At 71.4% G+C, this 17,703-nt stretch carries 16 protein-coding genes; 11 read left to right on the top strand and 5 right to left on the bottom strand.

The genetic code is table 11. The annotated features are described in order from the left end of the window. The first annotated feature begins 131 nt into the window (after positions 1–131). Both ABIC30_RS15915 and ABIC30_RS15910 read left to right on the top strand, forming a co-directional pair. Entirely contained in the window at positions 132–2,201 is a 2,070-nt protein-coding gene (locus tag ABIC30_RS15915) for a M3 family metallopeptidase (RefSeq protein ID WP_026604746.1), read from the top strand. An 84-nt stretch (positions 2,202–2,285) separates the two neighbouring features. Next, positions 2,286–3,179, top strand: a complete 894-nt coding sequence (locus ABIC30_RS15910; protein ID WP_020091877.1) for a hypothetical protein — start codon at positions 2,286–2,288, stop codon at positions 3,177–3,179. A gap of 3 nt (positions 3,180–3,182) precedes the next feature. Here the strand turns inward: ABIC30_RS15910 and ABIC30_RS15905 are convergent, their stop codons facing one another. Both ABIC30_RS15905 and ABIC30_RS15900 read right to left on the bottom strand, forming a co-directional pair. Further along, positions 3,183–3,401, bottom strand: a complete 219-nt coding sequence (locus tag ABIC30_RS15905; RefSeq protein ID WP_012319883.1) for a hypothetical protein — start codon at positions 3,399–3,401, stop codon at positions 3,183–3,185. A 174-nt stretch (positions 3,402–3,575) separates the two neighbouring features. Then, positions 3,576–3,968, bottom strand: coding sequence for a DUF2267 domain-containing protein (locus tag ABIC30_RS15900; protein ID WP_020091878.1), 393 nt, complete (start codon positions 3,966–3,968; stop codon positions 3,576–3,578). A 216-nt stretch (positions 3,969–4,184) separates the two neighbouring features. On the opposite strand from ABIC30_RS15900, the gene ABIC30_RS15895 reads away from it, so the two are divergent. The 6 genes from ABIC30_RS15895 (at position 4,185) to ABIC30_RS15870 (ending at position 11,513) form a co-directional block, all read left to right on the top strand. After that, entirely contained in the window at positions 4,185–4,928 is a 744-nt protein-coding gene (locus tag ABIC30_RS15895; protein ID WP_020091879.1) for a (Fe-S)-binding protein, read from the top strand. Beyond that, complete coding sequence (locus tag ABIC30_RS15890; RefSeq protein ID WP_020091880.1) at positions 4,925–6,496, top strand: lactate utilization protein B; 1,572 nt, start codon at positions 4,925–4,927, stop codon at positions 6,494–6,496. Before ABIC30_RS15895 ends, ABIC30_RS15890 begins: the two co-directional genes overlap by 4 nt. Then, positions 6,493–7,098 (top strand): LutC/YkgG family protein, encoded by a 606-nt coding sequence (locus tag ABIC30_RS15885; RefSeq protein WP_020091881.1) that lies wholly within the window; start codon positions 6,493–6,495, stop codon positions 7,096–7,098. Before ABIC30_RS15890 ends, ABIC30_RS15885 begins: the two co-directional genes overlap by 4 nt. 218 nt (positions 7,099–7,316) lie before the next feature. Beyond that, positions 7,317–8,177: a transglutaminase-like domain-containing protein gene (locus ABIC30_RS15880; protein WP_020091882.1), complete on the top strand. Its 861-nt coding sequence runs from the start codon at positions 7,317–7,319 to the stop codon at positions 8,175–8,177. 716 nt (positions 8,178–8,893) lie between these two features. Further along, on the top strand, positions 8,894–10,624 hold the full coding sequence (gene ilvD, locus ABIC30_RS15875) for a dihydroxy-acid dehydratase (protein ID WP_020091883.1): 1,731 nt from the start codon (positions 8,894–8,896) through the stop codon (positions 10,622–10,624). Continuing rightward, positions 10,611–11,513, top strand: coding sequence for a tetratricopeptide repeat protein (locus ABIC30_RS15870; protein WP_020091884.1), 903 nt, complete (start codon positions 10,611–10,613; stop codon positions 11,511–11,513). The genes ilvD and ABIC30_RS15870 overlap by 14 nt, the downstream gene beginning before the upstream one ends. 35 nt (positions 11,514–11,548) lie before the next feature. Here ABIC30_RS15870 and ABIC30_RS15865 read toward each other — a convergent pair whose 3' ends face one another. After that, positions 11,549–12,172, bottom strand: a complete 624-nt coding sequence (locus ABIC30_RS15865) for a glutathione S-transferase family protein (RefSeq protein WP_020091885.1) — start codon at positions 12,170–12,172, stop codon at positions 11,549–11,551. A gap of 23 nt (positions 12,173–12,195) precedes the next feature. Further along, the gene (gene xth, locus ABIC30_RS15860) at positions 12,196–12,990 is read right to left on the bottom strand and encodes an exodeoxyribonuclease III (RefSeq protein ID WP_020091886.1); all 795 of its coding nucleotides are present in this window, start codon (positions 12,988–12,990) and stop codon (positions 12,196–12,198) included. A 95-nt stretch (positions 12,991–13,085) separates the two neighbouring features. Here xth and ABIC30_RS15855 point away from each other — a divergent pair, with 95 nt between their 5' ends. The 3 genes from ABIC30_RS15855 (at position 13,086) to glpX (ending at position 16,327) form a co-directional block, all read left to right on the top strand. After that, entirely contained in the window at positions 13,086–13,772 is a 687-nt protein-coding gene (locus tag ABIC30_RS15855) for a ceramidase domain-containing protein (protein WP_020091887.1), read from the top strand. Between the two features lie 109 nt (positions 13,773–13,881). Further along, positions 13,882–15,198, top strand: a complete 1,317-nt coding sequence (locus ABIC30_RS15850) for a homoserine dehydrogenase (RefSeq protein WP_020091888.1) — start codon at positions 13,882–13,884, stop codon at positions 15,196–15,198. A 145-nt stretch (positions 15,199–15,343) separates the two neighbouring features. Then, positions 15,344–16,327, top strand: a complete 984-nt coding sequence (gene glpX / locus ABIC30_RS15845; RefSeq protein WP_020091889.1) for a class II fructose-bisphosphatase — start codon at positions 15,344–15,346, stop codon at positions 16,325–16,327. Positions 16,328–16,384: 57 nt separating this feature from the next. Here glpX and ABIC30_RS15840 read toward each other — a convergent pair whose 3' ends face one another. Continuing rightward, positions 16,385–17,332, bottom strand: coding sequence for a L,D-transpeptidase (locus ABIC30_RS15840; RefSeq protein WP_020091890.1), 948 nt, complete (start codon positions 17,330–17,332; stop codon positions 16,385–16,387). Positions 17,333–17,703 lie beyond the last annotated feature (371 nt).

Below are 17,703 nucleotides of genomic sequence, written 5' to 3'. Positions count from 1 at the left end.
ATCGCCCGGACCCGGTTGACGGCCGCGCCGATCGGACCACTGTCTTCCGGATCGCGCCGGCACACCCCATGTCGGCGCACCTGCGGCGCGGACGATCGCGCCGTCGCGTGGACGTCGAGATCGAGGACTGCATGTCGGACGCAGCTGATGCCGGGCTCCCGAGCCTGCCGCCGGACAATCCCTTCCGCGAGGCGCAGTGGAGCACCCCGCACGGCCTCCCGCCGTTCGAGCGGATCCGGCCGGAGCACTACCGGCCCGCGTTCGACGCCGCCCTGGCGGCGCACGATTCCGAGATCCGCGCCATCGCGAGTGAGTCCGCTACCGCCACCTTCGGCAACACCGTCGAGGCGATGGAGCGGGCCGGCCTCGCCCTCGAGCGCGTCGCCGGTGTGTTCTACAACCTGACAGGCAGCCACACGAACCCCGAGTTGCAGGCCATCGAGCGGGAGATCGGGCCGAAGCTCGCCCGGCACGGCAGCGCCATCTACCTGAACCCCGAGCTCTGGGCCCGGATCTCGGCGATCGACGCCGAGGGCCTGAGCGCGGAGCAGCGCCGGGTCCTCGACCGGTACCGGATCCGCTTCCGCCGGTCGGGGGCGGATCTCGGGCCCGAGGACAAGGCCCGCATCGCCGAGATCGCGGCGCGTATGTCGGAGCTCGGGACCACGTTCAGCCAGAACCTCCTGGCCGACGAGAGCAGCTTCACCCTGCCGCTGCAGGGCGAGGAGGATCTGGCCGGCCTGCCGCCGTTCCTGCGGGCCGCGGCCGAGAGCGCCGCGAAGGAGCGCGGCCTCGACGGGCACGTCATCACCCTGTCCCGCTCGCTGATCGAGCCGTTCCTGGTCTGCTCGACCCGGCGCGACCTGCGCGAGCGCGCCTACGCGGCCTGGACGCGGCGCGGCGAGAACGGCGGCGCGACCGACAACCGGGCGATCATCGCGGAGATCATCCGGCTGCGCGCCGAGCGGGCGCGGCTCCTCGGCTTCGAGAGCTTCGCCCATTTCGCCCTCGACGACACGATGGCGGCGAGCCCGGACGCGGCGACCGGGCTGCTGCGGGACGTGTGGACGCCGGCCCGCGCGCGGGCGGCGGAGGAGCGCGACCGTCTCCAGGCCACCATCCAGGCGGAGGGCCACAACTTCGCCCTCCAGGCGCACGATTGGCGGCACTACGCCGAGAAGGTGCGGCGCGCCGAGCACGACCTCGACGAGAGCGAGATCAAGGCGTACCTGCCGCTGGAGCGAATGATTCAGGCGGCGTTCGACACGGCCTCGCGGCTGTTCGGTCTGACCTTCACGGAACTCGCCGACGTGCCGCGCTACCATCCCGATGTCCGGGTCTGGCGGGTCGGCAATCCCGACGGGTCCGAGGTCGGCCTGTTCCTGGGCGACTACTTCGCCCGCGCCTCGAAGCGGTCCGGCGCCTGGATGAGCGCCTTCCGCTCGCAGGAGCGCCTGAACGGGACGGTCACGCCGATCATCGTCAACGTCATGAACTTCGCCAAGGCGCCGGACGGCGAGGCGACGCTGCTGTCCTTCGACGACGCGCGCACCCTGTTCCACGAGTTCGGCCACGCCCTGCACGGGCTGCTCTCGGACGTGACCTACCCGCTCCTGTCGGGGACGGCGGTGTCGCGCGACTTCGTGGAGCTGCCCTCGCAGCTCTACGAGCACTGGCTGGAGCAGCCGGAAGTCCTGCGGACCCACGCGCGCCACCATCGCACGGGCGAGCCCATGCCCGACGCCCTGCTGCGGAAGCTGCTCGCCGCGCGGACCTTCAACCAGGGTTTCGCCACCGTGGAGTACACGTCCTCGGCGATCGTCGACATGACCCTGCACCTCTCGGCGCAAGGCGAGGGCGGTCTCGACGTGCCCGCCTTCGAGGCCGAGGCGCTGCGGCGGATCAGCATGCCGGCCGAGATCAGCATGCGGCACCGGACGCCGCACTTCGCCCACATCTTCTCGGGGGACGGCTACGCCGCCGGATACTACAGCTACCTCTGGTCTGAGGTGCTGGACGCGGACGCCTTCGACGCGTTCCGCGAGTCCGGCGACATCTTCGATCCGGAGACGGCGAAGCGGCTGCGGACCTTCGTGTACGGGGCCGGCAATTTGCGCGACCCGCGCGAGGCCTACACGGCCTTCCGCGGGCGGATGCCGAGCATCGAGCCGCTCCTGAAGAAGCGCGGGCTCGCGGCCTGAGCCACGGGCGTGCGGTAAGGGTTTCGTAAACAAACGTCCTTAACGAACGCTTGCAGCGCGAGGCCGCGTGCGGAGTTCGGGGCGATGACGAAGATCGAAGCCAAGCAGGGCGTTTCCCAGGGCATCTCGCCGGCCGACCTGCTCAAGGCCGCGGTGACCGGCAAGACCGACGCAGCGGCCGCCGCGACCGAGACCGCAGCCTCGCCGGCCGGCGGGAAGCTCGCGCTGGCGTCGCTGGCGCGCCTGGATCCGAAGCGGTTCGCGATCCCGGGCGCGACTCTGGCGGTCGGCGTCCTCCTGGGCGGGGGCGTGATGGCGCTTTCCCGCCCGGCCTCGGTCCGGCCCGACGCGCTCGCGGCCCTCGAGACGACGCTCGATGCCGGCCGCACCGAGACCGTGCGCCTCGCCGCCGACATCGCGCAGCTCCACACCGTGCTCGCCGACCTGCGCGCCTCGACCGACGTGGCGCGGAAGGAGGCGGCCAGCCGCAGCACCGCCCTCGGCGAGCGCCTGGCGCAGGTCGACAAGAGCCTGAACGGCAAGGTCACGGCCCTCGGCGAGCGGCTCGAGCAGGTCGAGCGCGACCACAACACCCGCCTCAGCGGCCTCGCCGCGCAGCTCGACCGCCGCGCGGCCGCGACTCCGGCCGCCGCGAAGGCGGAGCCGACCCAGACCGGCAGCATCGGCGAGCCCGCCCGCGCCGCCGAGGCGAAGCCCGAGGTCAAGGTCGCGGACGCCAAGGTGAGCGAGCCCAAGCCGAAGCCGGCGGCGGCCGACAAGCCGCCGGTCATCGAGGGCTGGGCCCTGCGGGACGTCTACGAGGGCACCGCGATCCTGGAGAACCGCCGGCGCCGCCTCGTCGAGGTCGCGCCCGGCGACGTCATCCCGGGCGTCGGCCGCGTCGAGGGCGTCGAGCGCCACGGTCGGGAATGGGTGGTGGTGACCCGCCAGGGCCTCGTCACCGCGCAGGCTTGGTAGACCTCAGCGGCCCGTGAACCCGGTCGGCGCCAGCTCGCCGGGCGCGATCGGGAAGCGCGGCTCGATCGTCATCGGATCGGCCAGGGCCGCCGCGCGCTCAGCGCGCCGGCGACCGTGCCTCAGGGCCCGGGTCTGCGCCGCGCGGGTCGGGTGCAGGATGGCAGCGAGCAGGGACTGCCCTTCGAACTCGCTGTCCAGGTTCTTGGCTTCGAAGACGGGCATGGCCGGCCTGCTTGAGTGCGGTACCGGACACTGCCGAAGGCGTCGATCCGGGCCACATCCCCAATAACGGGGATCGCGTGGACAGGTTCCGTCAAGCTTTCGCTCCGCAACCTCTTTTTTACTTTCGTCCAGGCGTCACCCGAATGCAGTGCGGCCGCGCACACCGGCCCGCGGTCAGACGAACTGGTTCAGCCCCGGGATCGAGCCGATGATCGGGCCCATCGCGTCCTCGCCGACCTTCTCGCGGCCGAAGGCGAACAGCTCCTGGCCGAGCGGCTGCATCTGACCCATCGGCACGCCGGCGGCCATCAGCTTCTGGCCGAGCGCCATGACGCCGCCGCCGCCCATCATCCCGCCGAGCATGCCCATCAGCCCGCCGCCGCCACTCTCGCCGGCATTCGACTCGGCGATCAGCGCCTCGGAGCCCGGCAGGGCCGCCAGCAGCTGGCTGACCTCGGCGGCGGGCCCTTCCTTCTGCAGGAAGGCCAGGATGTGCCCGATGGCGGTCTGAGCGGTCGCGGCGTCGAGCCCGGTGCGGGTGGTGACGCGGGCGAGCAGTTCTTCCATGGTGATGATCTCTTCGGAACGCTTCCAGACGTCCTTCGACTCTGAGGCGTCGGAAATCAAGCGCGCGGCATCGCTTCCCAGGAAAACTCCCCGGTTACAGCGGGCACGGTGACGCAGCGGGCAACCTCGCCAAGGGCCGCCCCTTCCGGTAGACCCTCGGTCAGTCTTGAACCGTTCCAGGCCGCCGCGCCGGGCCATCCAGGGAGTTGCCGGACCATGCGGGTGGGCCTGTTCGTGCCGTGCTACGTCGACGCCTTCGAGCCCGAGGTCGGGATCGCTACCCTGGAGCTCCTCGAGCGCCTGGGCTGCACGGTCGAGTATCCGTTCGACCAGACCTGCTGCGGCCAGCCGATGACCAACACTGGCTGCCACGCCGAGGCCGCGGCGACCGAGGCCTTGTTCGTCAAGAACTTCTCCGGCTTCGACTACGTCGTCGCCCCGTCGGGCTCCTGCGTTCACCAGGTGCGCGAGCACCTGACGGCGATCCCGCAGACCGACGAGGTCCGACACGTCCGCGCCAGCACCTACGAGCTGGTGGAGTTCCTGCACGACGTTCTGAAGGTCGAGGACCTGCCCTGGGCGAACTTCCCCCACAAGGTCGCCTATCACACCAACTGCAACGCCCTGCGGGGCATCCACCACGCGCGGCCGACCGAGCTGGTGAAGCCCTACTACTCGAAGCCCCTCGACCTGCTGCGCCTCGTGAAGGGCGTCGAGCTCGTCGATCTCGCCCGGCCGGACGAGTGCTGCGGCTTCGGCGGCACCTTCTCGGTGTTCGAGCCCGCCGTCTCGGCGAAGATGGGCTACGACAAGGTCGCCGATCAGAACCGGGCCGGGGCCGCCTACGTCGTCTCGGCGGATTCCTCCTGCCTCATGCACCAGAAGGGCTGCGCCGAACGGCTCGGCTTGCCGCTCAAGTACATCCACATCGCGCAGGTGCTGAACGGAGCCGCCGCATGAGCGTCGAGGACCTCAACCCCCGCGAGCGCGAAGGCGTCATCCACCCCGAGGTGCGGGCCGGCCACGACGAGAGCGAGCGGGCGCCGGACGGCCGGCGCCTCCAGCACGCGGAAGCCGCTTCGAAGCCGATCCGCGCCCCGCAGACCCGGGAGCCGCAGCCGCGCGGCGCGAAGATCCGGGGCGACCGGCCGATCAACCAGTCGGAGGCCGCCGAGCGCTTCCTCGCGGCGCCGCTGCACCAGGCCGCCCACGACGAGCGCCTGTGGGACCTGCGCAAGAAGCGCGACGCCTCCGCGCACGGCATCCCGGAGTGGGAGGAGCTGCGCGAGCTCGCCTCGCAGATCAAGACCCACACGCTGAGCCACCTTGACCGGTACCTCGAGCAATTCGAGGCGGCCGCGAAGGCCAACGGCGTCCACGTGCACTGGGCGAAGGACGGCGCCGATCACAACCGGATCGTGCTGGACATCCTGCGGAGCCACGGCGCCAAGACGCTGGTGAAGTCGAAGTCGATGCTCACCGAGGAGTGCGGCTTCCGCCACCACATGGCGGCCAACGGCATCGAGGTCATCGAGACGGATCTCGGCGAGCGGATCCAGCAGCTCGACAACGAGGAGCCGAGCCACGTCGTGGCGCCGGCCGTCCACAAGACCCGGATGGACGTGGCCGAGGTCTTCGCCAAGACGCTCGGCACCGATCCGGACAACGACGACGCGCACTACCTCGCCGAGAGCCAGCGCGAGACCACCCGGCCCTACATCCTGAAGGCCGATGCCGGCATGACCGGATGCAACTTCGCGATCGCCGAGACCGGCACGGTCGTGACCTGCACCAACGAGGGCAACGCCGACCTGTCCGGCAACGTGCCGCCGCTGCAGATCCACTCCATCGGCATCGAGAAGATCATCCCGAAGGTCGAGCACCTCGGGGTGTTCATCCGCCTGCTGTCGCGCTCGGCGCTGGGCTCGCCGATCACCCAGTACACCTCGCATTTCCGCGGCCCCCGCGCGGGCACCGAGATGCACATGGTGCTGGTCGACAACGGCCGCTCCGAGCGCCTCGGCATGGAGGAGTTCTGGACCTCGCTGAAATGCATCCGCTGCGGCGCCTGCATGAACACCTGCCCGGTCTACCGGCGCTCGGGCGGCCTCTCCTACGGCGCGACCTATTCGGGGCCGATCGGGCTGATCATCGATCCGACCTTTAACAAGCGGAAATACTCGACGCTGCCGTTCTCCTCGACGATGAACGGCTCCTGCACCAACGTCTGCCCGGTGAAGATCAACATCCACGAGCAGATCTTCGCGTGGCGGAAGGTGCTGGTCGAGGAGCACCAGATCCCGGCGCTCAAGCAGGGCATGATGAAGGCCGCGGGCGCCGTGCTCTCGCGCCCGGCCGCCTACCGGGCGGCGATCGGCGCGGCGGATTCCGCCCTGAAGGTCCTGCCGCGCTTCGCGGTCTACAACCCGCTCAACACCTGGGGGAAGAAGCGCGAGATGCCCGACGCGCCGCGCCAGACCTTCCACGCCTGGTACAAGCAGAACCGCATGAAGGACACGGGTCGATGAGCGCCCGCGACGCGATCCTCGACGGTATCCGCAGGAACCGGCCGGCCGGCGACTTCCCGCTGCCGGAGGTGCCGCTGTTCGCGCCGCTCGTCGGCGAGGACCTGGTCGCCGAGTTCGGCGAGCGGCTGAAGCGCATGGGCGGCCGCGTGGCCGAGCCCGGCGCCGCCGACGTGTTCGCGGGCGTGCGCGAGCGCCTCGACGCCGCCAAGGTGATCGCCTCCGCGGTGCCGGAGCTGACCGGCAACCGCGACCTGCGGAGCGTGCGCGCGCCCCAGGAGGTCGAGGACGTGGACGTGGCGGTGGTCCGCGCGGTGTTCGGCATCGCCGAGACCGGCTCGGTGCTGTTCACGCAGGACCAGCTGATCGTCAACGCCGTCGCCTATCTCGCGCAGCACCTCGTCGTGCTGCTCGACCCGGCCGACATCGTGCCGAACGTGCAGGCGGCCTACCGCCGGCCGGAATTCGGCCGCTCGGCCTACGCGGTGCTGCATACCGGCCCGTCGGCCACCGCCGACATCGAGGGCGTCCTCATCCACGGCGCGCAGGGCGTGCGCTCTCTGACGGCGGTGCTGCTCCCGCGGGATGCCGCCGAGCGCGGCTGAGACCGGCTCCATCGCTTCAGCCGTCCTTGCGAGCGGAGCGAAGCAATCCAGGGACGCGCTGCTCTGGCTCGCTTCGCTGCGCTGGCGATGACGGTGGCGCCGTCCGACGCACGCGGCGCCGCCGTCTCGCCCGCGACCCCCCGATCGAGCCGGAACCGACGGTCGGGCGCGCCCCTTGCTTGGACGGCGGATGGGCCGTCATCCGGCAAGGAGATCCGATGCGCTACACCCTCGGTTGCAGCCTGTCCTACAACATCCTCTCGGACACCACCTTCATCTTCAATCTGGAGGTGGCGAAGCTGAAGAGCGTCGAGATCCTGAGCGAGAGCCTGGTCCTGACGCCGAACCTCAAGCGCGATCTCTACACGACCCCCGATCTCCAGAACCGCTATCTCGCGGTCAACGTCCCGACCGGTCAGTTCGCGCTGGAGTACAATGCCGAGGTCGACCTGACCGTGCACCGGGCCGACCCGGCGACCGTCAACGAGACGCCCATCGGGCAGCTGCCGCTCGACATCCTGCCGTTCCTGCTGCCGAGCCGGTTCGTCTCCTCGGACCGGCTGACGCCCTTCGCGCTCGCCGAGTTCGGGGCGCTCCCCAAGGGCCACGCGCGCGTGAACCAGATCTGCAACTGGATCCACGACCACATCGCCTACCAGCCCGGCTCCAGCGACGGCGAGACGACCGCCCACGAGTCGCTCCTGAAGCGCGCCGGCGTCTGCCGCGACTTCGCGCATATCGGCGCCGCCTTCTGCCGGGCGCTCGGGATCCCGGCCCGGTTCGTGAGCTGCTACGCCCACGGCCTCGTCCCGAGCGACTTCCACGCGGTGTTCGAGGCCTATCTCGACGGGCGCTGGTGGCTGTTCGACGCCACCCGGCAGGCCGACCTCGACGGGCTGGTGCGGATCGGCGTCGGGCGCGACGCCGCGGAGATCGCCTTCTCGACGCCCTTCGGCAACATGCAGCCGGTCAATCAGCAGGTCCGGATCCAGCGCGCGGACGGGCAGGGCAGCCCGATGCCGCGCACGGTGGACGCCATCTCGACCGAGATCCCGGCGCCGCACGCCGGAGCGGCCTGAGCGCGGATCCGGCCGGGATCACGTCGTCCTGTGATCCCGTGATCCCGGCCGCGCCGCGGCGAAGCGGGTGCCGGTGCAGGACGCCCGATCCCGGCCTGCGTCGGCGAAGAGCGGCACACGGGCTCCATTCGATCAGGCCCGCGACGCCGCCACGGACGCGCGCCGGACCCGCCGTTCCGCGCGAGCGAGGACCGCGCGGCGCACAAGCAGATTGGCGCGCGGGACCCGCCGCGGCGGCGGCGCGACATGTCGTTCCGCCCGTCGGTCGGCGTATTGCCGGCGCCGGTCCCGCACAGGGATAGTGATACAGCGACTTTCCGGGTGCCGGATTGCCGCGTCCCGCCCGGATCGCGGCCGGGAGATCCTCGGCTTGCCCGAAGACAAGTTGCGTCTCGGGGAAGCGTCTCGTCAGCGCCGCGCCATTGTCCTTCATCTTGTCGTCGCCGCCGAAATGGCCGCAAGCGTGGCTGTGGCGGGGTCGCAACACCGTAAAACGATCCCCGCTCCGCCCCGAGACCTGCCCGTAAACGCCGCGATCCCGCCATAGTCCGGGCCCACCTCAACATCCGCGGTAAACGGCAAATTCGACAACGGTTTACCGTTCGGAAACGAGGACTTCCCGAGCACGCGGACGGATCTCCCGGCGCCTCGCGAACGGCGACGCGCCGCGGTTCAACGCACCCTCGGGATCGGCTGCGAAGGCTTGGTCTGAAGTCATGGTGACGCGTTTGAACGACAAGTCGAAGCTGCCGAGTCGCCACGTCACGGAGGGGCCCGACCGCGCCCCGCACCGCTCCTACCTCTACGCCATGGGCCTGACCCGTGAGCAGATCCACCAGCCGCTGGTGGGTGTCGCCTCCTGCTGGAACGAGGCCGCGCCCTGCAACATCTCGCTGATGCGCCAGGCGCAGGCGGTGAAGAAGGGCGTCGCCGCCGCCAACGGGACGCCGCGCGAGTTCTGCACGATCACCGTCACAGACGGCATCGCCATGGGCCATGGCGGCATGCGCGCGTCGCTGCCGTCGCGCGAGGTCATCGCCGACTCGGTCGAGCTGACCATGCGCGGCCACGCCTACGACGCCCTCGTGGGTCTCGCGGGCTGCGACAAGTCGCTGCCCGGCATGATGATGGCGATGGTCCGGCTGAACGTGCCCTCGATTTTCATCTACGGCGGCTCGATCCTGCCCGGCTCGTTCCGCGGCAAGCCCGTGACCGTCCAGGACCTGTTCGAGGCGGTCGGCAAGGTCGCCGTCGGCGACATGAGCCTCGAGGACCTCGACGAGCTGGAGCAGGTCGCCTGCCCGTCGGCCGGCGCCTGCGGCGCGCAGTTCACCGCCAACACCATGGCGACCGTCTCCGAGGCAATTGGCCTGGCGCTGCCCTACTCGGCCGGCGCCCCGGCCCCCTACGAGATCCGCGACAAGTTCTGCGCCACGGCCGGCGAGAAGGTGATGGAGCTCCTGGAGAAGCGCATCCGCCCGCGCGACATCGTCACCCGCAAGGCGCTGGAGAACGCCGCTACGGTGGTAGCGGCCTCGGGCGGCTCCACCAACGCGGCGCTGCACCTGCCGGCGATCGCCCACGAGTGCGGCATCGAGTTCACCCTGTTCGACGTGGCCGAGATCTTCCGGCGCACGCCCTACATCGCCGACCTGAAGCCCGGCGGGCGCTACGTCGCCAAGGACATGTTCGAGGTCGGCGGCATCCCGCTGCTGATGAAGACGCTCCTCGACCACGGCTTCATGCACGGCGACTGCCTGACGGTCACCGGCCGCACCATCGCGGAGAACATGGACCGGGTAACCTGGAACCCGGACCAGGACGTGGTCTATCCGGCGAACCGGCCGATCACCCCGACCGGCGGCGTCGTCGGCCTCAAGGGCAACCTCGCCCCCGAGGGCGCGATCGTGAAGGTCGCCGGCATCCCGGCCGAGAAGCAGGTCTTCACCGGCCCGGCCCGCGTGTTCGACGGCGAGGAGGCCTGCTTCGCGGCCGTGCAGGCCCGCAGCTACGAGGAAGGCGACGTCCTCGTGATTCGCTACGAGGGCCCGCGGGGCGGCCCCGGCATGCGCGAGATGCTGTCGACCACCGCGGCCCTCTACGGCCAGGGCATGGGCGACAAGGTCGCGCTGATCACCGACGGGCGCTTCTCGGGCGCGACCCGCGGCTTCTGCGTCGGCCATGTCGGACCTGAGGCCGCCGTGGGCGGCCCGATCGGGCTGCTGCGCGACGGCGACGTCATCACCCTCGACGCGATCCAGGGCACGCTCAGTGTCGCCCTGTCGGACGCGGAGCTGGCCGAGCGGCGCAAGGCCTGGACTGCGCGGCCCAACACCGCGACCTCCGGCTACCTCTGGAAATACGCGCAGGGCGTCGGCCCGGCCTTGTACGGCGCCGTCACCCATCCGGGAGGTGCCAAGGAGACGCAGAGCTATGCGGACGTCTAGGACTGACCTCAGCCGGCGCAGGGCGCCGGCCGGGGCCGATCCCGGTCGGTTCCGGTCCGTCGGCGGCCTCGCGGTCGCGGCCTGGGCGCTCGCCCTGGTCGCGCTGCCGGTCGCGCCGTCGCGCGCCCTCGACGCCAATGTCCGCACGCCCGTGCAGGTCCCGGTCGCCGACAAGAGCTACCGCTCGGCCAAGGACGCGCTGCGCGCCGGCATGCGCGAGTACAATGCCGGCGACAAGCAGGGCGCCGCCCGCGCGCTGGAGTACGCGGCCGGCCAGGGCCACGCCCTTGCGCTGTGGAAGCTCGGCCGGATGTACGCCGACGGCGACGGCGTCCCGCACGACGACCTGAAGGCGTTCGAGTTCTTCTCGCGGATCGCCGACGCCAGCACCGATGACGGGCCCGATCCGCAGAACTCGGCGGTCCTGGGCAGCGCCTTCACGGCGCTGGGCACGTACTTCCTGGAGGGGATCAAGGGCACCTACGTGCGCCCCAATCCCGAGCGCGCCTACGACATGTTCAACTACGCGGCGTCCTACTACGGGGACCCCAACGCGCAGTACAATCTCGCTCGGCTCTACCTCGACGGCACCGGCGTCGAGGCCGACCCGCGGCAGGCCGCGCGCTGGTTCAACCTCGCCGCCGAGAAGGGCCACCACCCGGCGCAGGCGCTGCTCGGCGACATGCTGGTCAACGGCCTGGGCGGCATCCCGGTCCAGCGGGTGCGCGGCCTGATGTGGCTCTCGCTCGCCCGGGAAGGCGCCGAGAGCCGCAAGGACGACTGGATCGTCGCGCTCTACGAGAAGAACTGGGCGGCCGCCAGCGAGGACGACCGCGCCGAGGCGCAGACGCAGCTCCAGACCGTGGGCTCGATCCGCAAGCGGCGCTGAGCCGCCCTCGACTGTGCAAGCGGCGCTGAGCGGCCTCAGCTCTTCGCCGCGGCGATCGCCGCGGTGAAGGACGGCCGCTCCAGCGTCGCCGCGACCCAGTCGGCGAGCTTCGGCCACCGGGCGCCGTCGACCGCGACCTTGGCCAGCCGCAGGTTGTGGAACGGCGCCGCCACGGCGATGTCGGCGATGCCGAACCGGCCTCCGACGAGGTAGGGCCCGTCGATCTGCGATTCGAGGTAGTCGAACAGCGGCGGCAGCGCCGTGTCGACGGTCCGCTGCGCCAGGGCCTCGTCGCCCTCGACCTTGAACAGGCGGGGCTTGAGGAAGCGCTCGACGAACGGCACCAGCACCTGCCGGGTCAGCTCGCACTCGCCGAACTTGTCGAACCAGCGGGCGCGGGCGGCGTCCCGCGCGTCCTCGGGGATCAGCGCGGGCGCCGGATGCAGCCGCTCGAGATAGTCCACGATGGCGCTCGAATCGGCGAGGCGATACCCGGCATCCTCCATCGCGGGGATCTTCCCCATCGGGCTCGCCGCCCGGAAGCCGGGATCCTGCGCGTGGAAGCCGACCGGGCGGTGCTCGAAGGCGACGCCCTTCTCGTAGAGCGCCGCGAGCACCTTGCGCACGTAGGGCGACACGCTGCTGCCGTAGATGATCATCGTCGTTCCCCCCGATCGCGGCTCTAACCGGCCGCCAGTTCCGCCGTGACCGGCACGTGGTCCGACGGCTTGTCGAGCCCGCGCATGTGCTTCTGGACCGAGGCCGAGACCAGGCGGTCGCCGGCCTGGGGCGAGAGCAGCAGGTGGTCGATGCGGATGCCGGCATTCCGCTGCCAGCACCCGGCCTGATAGTCCCAGAAGGTGTAGAGCCCGTCGCGCGGGTCGCAGGCGCGCAGGGCGTCGGTGTAGCCCTCGGCGAGGATCGCCCGGAACGCCGCCCGGGTCGTCCCGAGGAACAGGGCGTCCGAGCGCCAAGCCTCCGGATCGGCCGCGTCGGCCGCCTCCGGGATGACGTTGTAGTCGCCCGCCAGCACCACCGCGATCTCGTCGTCCAGCAGCGCCCGGGCGTGAAGCCGCAGCCGCTCCATGAAGGCGAGCTTGTACGGGTATTTCGGGCTGTCCACCGGGTTGCCGTTCGGCAGGTAAATCGACGCCACGCGCACCGGGCGGGTGTCCGCGCCCGAGATCAGCGCCTCGATGTAGCGGGCCTGCTCGTCGGCGGCGTCGCCCGGCAGCCCGCGCCGAATCTCCGACATGGCCAGCGGCGCCCGGACCAGCAGCGCCACGCCGTTATAGGCCTTCTGGCCCAGCGTCTCGACCGCGTAGCCCGCCGCCTCGATGTCGGCGCGCGGGAAGGCCTCGTCCTGGCATTTCAGCTCCTGCAGGCAGACCACGTCGGGCCGCGCCTCCTCCAGGAAGCCGAGGAGGTGCGGGAGCCGCTGCTTGATCGAGTTGACGTTCCAGGTGGTGATCCGCATCGCCTCGCTTCCGGTCGCCGCCCGGCCGTCATCCGCGCTTCGCGTCGCGCTGACAAGGCCATCCCGGCGCAAGGACGGGGAAGTAGGGTCGGCGAATGGACTGGTTCGAGCCGGTGTCGGCTTACTGCGAGCGGGGCGGGCCGGACTTCTGGGCCGAGCCCGCGAACGCGCTGTCGAACTCGGCCTTCCTGCTGGCCGCCGCCGCCGCGGCGCGGCGCGCCGCCGTCACCGATCCGCCGGACCGGACCTGCCTCGGGCTGGCGGCCCTGATCGCCGTGGTGGGCGTCGGCTCGTTCCTGTTCCACACCCTGGCGGTCTACTGGGCGATGCTCGCGGACGTCGTCCCGATCGCGCTGTTCATCTACGCCTTTCTCGCGCTGGCCCTCTCGCGGTTCCTGCGCTTGGCGCCGGTCCGGGTCGCGGCGGCGACGGGCGGCTTCGCGCTCCTCGGATTCGCGCTCACGCCCCTGCTCGACGGGCTGACCGGCCTCGACGTCGCGCGGCTCACCAACGGCTCGGTCGACTACCTGCCCGCCCTGCTGGCGCTGTTCGGCGTCGCCTGGGCGGCCGCGCGGCGGCCGGAGGAGCGCTTCGTCGGGACCGGGCGGCGGCTCGCCAGCATCGGCCTGCTCTTCCTGATCTCGCTCGCGGCGCGAACCGGCGACCGGGCGGCCTGCGCGCTGCTGCCGACCGGCACGCACCCGCTCTGGCATGTGCTGAACGCCGTCGTCCTGTACGCCCTCGTGGCGACGGCGATCCGCCACCGGGAGACCGCCGGGTGACACGCCCCACGGTCCCGGGCCAATTCCTTGCGGGCGGGGCGGAATTCTTGCAGAAGTGCGCCGCATCGGGCGCCCGGTCCATCGCGGTCGCCCGGGCACGGAAGGGGTCATGACAGTGAGCTTTCGCCTCGGGATCGCCGGACTCGGGACCGTCGGTGCGTCCGTGGTCCGGATGGTCGAGCGCCGCCGCGCCGCCTTCGCTGCGGCGGGCCTCGACATCCGCGTCACCGCGGTCTCCTCGCGCGACCGTGGCCGGGACCGCGGCCTCGACCTGTCCGGCATCGCGTGGTTCGACGATCCGGTGGCGCTCGCCCGGTCGGAATCCGTGGACTGCGTGGTCGAGCTGATCGGCGGCGCCGAGGGACCGGCCAAGGCCGTGGTCGAGGCGGCGCTCGCGGCGGGCAAGCCGGTGGTGACCGCCAACAAGGCGCTGCTGGCGCGCCACGGCGCCGCCCTGGCCGCGCAGGCCGAGGCGAAGGGCGTGGCCCTCGCCTTCGAGGCGGCGGTGGCCGGCGGCATCCCGGTGATCAAGACCCTGCGCGAGGGCCTGCCGGGCAACGCGGTCTCCCGCGTCTACGGGATCCTCAACGGCACCTGCAACTACATCCTCAGCCGCATGGAGCGCGAGGGGCTGACCTTCGAGGCCTGCCTGAAGGACGCGCAGGCCCTGGGCTACGCCGAGGCGGACCCGACCTTCGACGTCGAGGGGTTCGACACCGCGCACAAGCTCGCGATCCTGACGAGCCTCGCCTTCGGGACCGTCGTCGACGCCGACGGCGTGTCGGTCGAGGGCATCTCCCGGGTGCAGCCCCTCGATCTGCGCATGGCGGACGAGCTCGGATACCGGATCAAGCTGCTCGGCGTCGCGCAGGCGACCGAGGCCGGCATCGAGCAGCGGGTCCACCCGACCATGGTGCCGAAATCCTCGGCGATCGCGCAGGTCATGAGCGTGACCAACGCCGTGACGATCGACGCGGACGCGGTGGGCGAGCTCACGCTCATCGGTCCCGGCGCCGGCGGCGAGGCCACGGCCTCCGCGGTGGTGGCCGACATCGCCGACGTGGCGCGCGGCGTGATCCGCCCGACCTTCGGCGTTCCGGCCGCGGCGATGCGCGCCAGCGAGCGCGTGGAGATGCAGCGTCACGAGGGCGGCTACTACATCCGCCTCACCGTCCATGACCGCCCGGGCGTCGCGGCCGGCGTCGCGCAGCGGATGGCCGAGCGATCCATCTCCCTGGAGAGCATCCTGCAGCGCCGCGTCGAGGGGCCGGAGGCCGATCCGCGCGGCCGCTCCGGTCGGCCGGTGCCGCTGGTGCTGATCACCTACGCGGCGACCGAGGGCAACATCCGCGACGCCCTCGACGCCATCGGCGCCGACGGGCTGCTGGCGGAGCCGCCGCAGCTGATCCGGATCGAGCGTGAATAACAGTGCATACGGTAGCGTGACCCCCCACCGCTTGATGCAGGATAGTGGGCATTAGCGAACCGGCGTATACGCTGCGCGGCCGTCATCCGACGGTATCCATCCGGGATCCGACCCCAAGATCGGACCCGGCCAGAGGCAGGAAACCATGGAAGAGGCCCCCAAGCCGGCATCGCGCGGCGTCCCGCGCACGCTCGCCCTCGAACTGGCCCGCGTGACGGAGCGTGCCGCCATCGCCGCCGCCCGATTGCGCGGCCAGGGCGACGAGAAGGCGGCCGACCAGGCCGCGGTCGACGCGATGCGCGACGAACTCAACGGCCTGCCGATCCGCGGCACCGTGGTGATCGGGGAGGGGGAGCGCGATCAGGCGCCGATGCTGTTCATCGGCGAGCAGCTCGGTCTCGGGGAAGGGCCCGAGGTCGACATCGCGGTCGATCCGCTTGAGGGCACGACCCTCTGCGCCAAGGACATGCCCGGCGCCATCGCCGTCATGGCCATGGCCGAGCGCGGCTCGCTCCTCGCCGCGCCGGACGTCTACATGCAGAAGATCGCGATCGGGCCCGGCTACCCGCCCGGCCTCGTCGATCTCGACGCCAGCCCGACCGACAACATCGCGGCGCTGGCCCGGGCCAAGGGCGTCGACCCGAAGCAGATCACCGCGCTGATCCTCGACCGGCCGCGCCACGCGGCCCTCGTGGCCGAGGTGCGGGCGGCCGGCGCGGCGGTGCGCCTGATCTCGGACGGCGACATCGCCGGGATCATCTTCACGGCGAGCCCCGAGGAGACGGGCATCGACCTCTATCTCGGGACCGGCGCGGCGCCCGAGGGCGTGCTGGCGGCCGCCGCGATGCGCTGCATCGGCGGCCAGATGCAGGGACGCCTGATCCTCGACACCCCGGACCGTCGGCGCCGGGCCGCCGAGATGGGCATCGAGAATCTGGACCGGAAATACGACCTGACCGATCTCGCGAGCGGCGACGTCATCGTGGCCGCCACGGGCATCACGGACGGGGCTCTCCTGCGCGGCGTGCGCTTCCGGCCGGACAAGATCCAGACCGAGACCCTGGTGTACCGGTCCGAGGCCGGGACGGTCCGCCGGATCCTCGGCGAGCACCGGCGCGGGCTGACCTGAACCGGCGGACCGCCGGTCCCGGACCGGCGGCGCTCGGGCGGTGGGCCCGGCCCGGCCTCAGTTCAGCACCACCACCTTGCTGCCGACGCCGACCCGGCTGAACAGGTCGATCGCGTCCTGATTGATCATCCGGATGCAGCCCGACGACACGCTCTTGCCGATGGAGAAGGGCTCGAGGGTTCCGTGGATGCGGAACAGCGTGTCCTTGTTGCCCTGCCAGAGGTACATGGCGCGGGCGCCGAGCGGATTGCGCAGACCGCCGGCGACGCCGAGACCGCTCTGCAGCTTGTCGACCTCGCTGGCGAGCTTCGGGCTGCGGGCGATCATCTCCTTCGGCGGATACCAGTCCGGCCACGCCTGCTTGGAATTCACCGTCGCGGTGCCCGACCACGAGAAGCCCTGCTTGCCGACGCCGACGCCGTAGCGGCGGGCCCGGCCGTTGGCCTCGACCAGGGTGAGCTGGTGGGCCCGCGGGTCGACGATGATCGTCCCCGGCTCGTAGGGACCGTGATAGGCGATCTCCTGACGGAGGAAGGCGGGGTTCATCTTCTTGTAATTGAACGCCTGGACCGGGAACACGTCGTCCGTGATCGGGCCGTAGATCTTGGCGTAGTCGATCGGCTCGTTGTCGGGTGCGCGGAGCACGGCCTTGGCCTTGGCGGCCTCCAGCGGCGAGAGCCCCTCGGCCGCAGGCGCGCTGCCCGGGCGTGCCGGGACCGTCGGGTCCGTCTCCAGGTTGGCGGCCGGCGGCGGCGCGACCGGGACCTGCGCGGCGGGCGGCGGGGGGGCCGGGCGCACGAAGTCGGTGCGGCCGGTATAGGGCAGGTAGCGGCCGCCGCGACGCACGTAGAGCGCGCCGTTCTGATCCTGGTAGAGCTGATTGTCGTCGCCGAACCCGTCGATCCCGGCATCGCCCACGGGGCCGCGGCCCTGGGCGTGCGCGGCGGAGGCGAGGGCGAGGACCGTGAAGCCGGCCAGGAGAAGGCGACGGATCGGGGCGGACATGGTTCGAATTCCTCGGGAGGCGTCGCCGGGGCTTGCCGCGACGCGCAGGCGAGCAGGCCGGCACGAAGTCGCGGCACAGCTCATCCCGGGGCTTAGCAAAGGTCGCGCTTTACCGCCAAGTTGCCGACGGTCATCGAGGGCAACTTACAGGGTCTTCCGGGTCGTTTCTCGCCGCGTGTGTTGCCCTCGTGCAGCAACGATTTCGGCCGCGCCGCTCACCGATCCGTGAGGGCGCCGGGCGAGCGCCCGTTTACTCGGCACGCCTGCCTCGCCGAGCGGCAGCGACTCGGCGCCAGCGACTTGGCGGAACGCGGTTCGGCCGCGGCGCCGCGACGGCCGAGCGATCCGGTCGGCGGGCGTCCGTCCGGGAT

This window comes from Methylobacterium sp. 1030 (genome assembly GCF_040544715.1).
GTDB lineage: Bacteria > Pseudomonadota > Alphaproteobacteria > Rhizobiales > Beijerinckiaceae > Methylobacterium.
The sequence above is the reverse complement of the archived record's forward strand: the minus strand, read 5'-3'. Positions and strand labels throughout refer to the sequence as shown.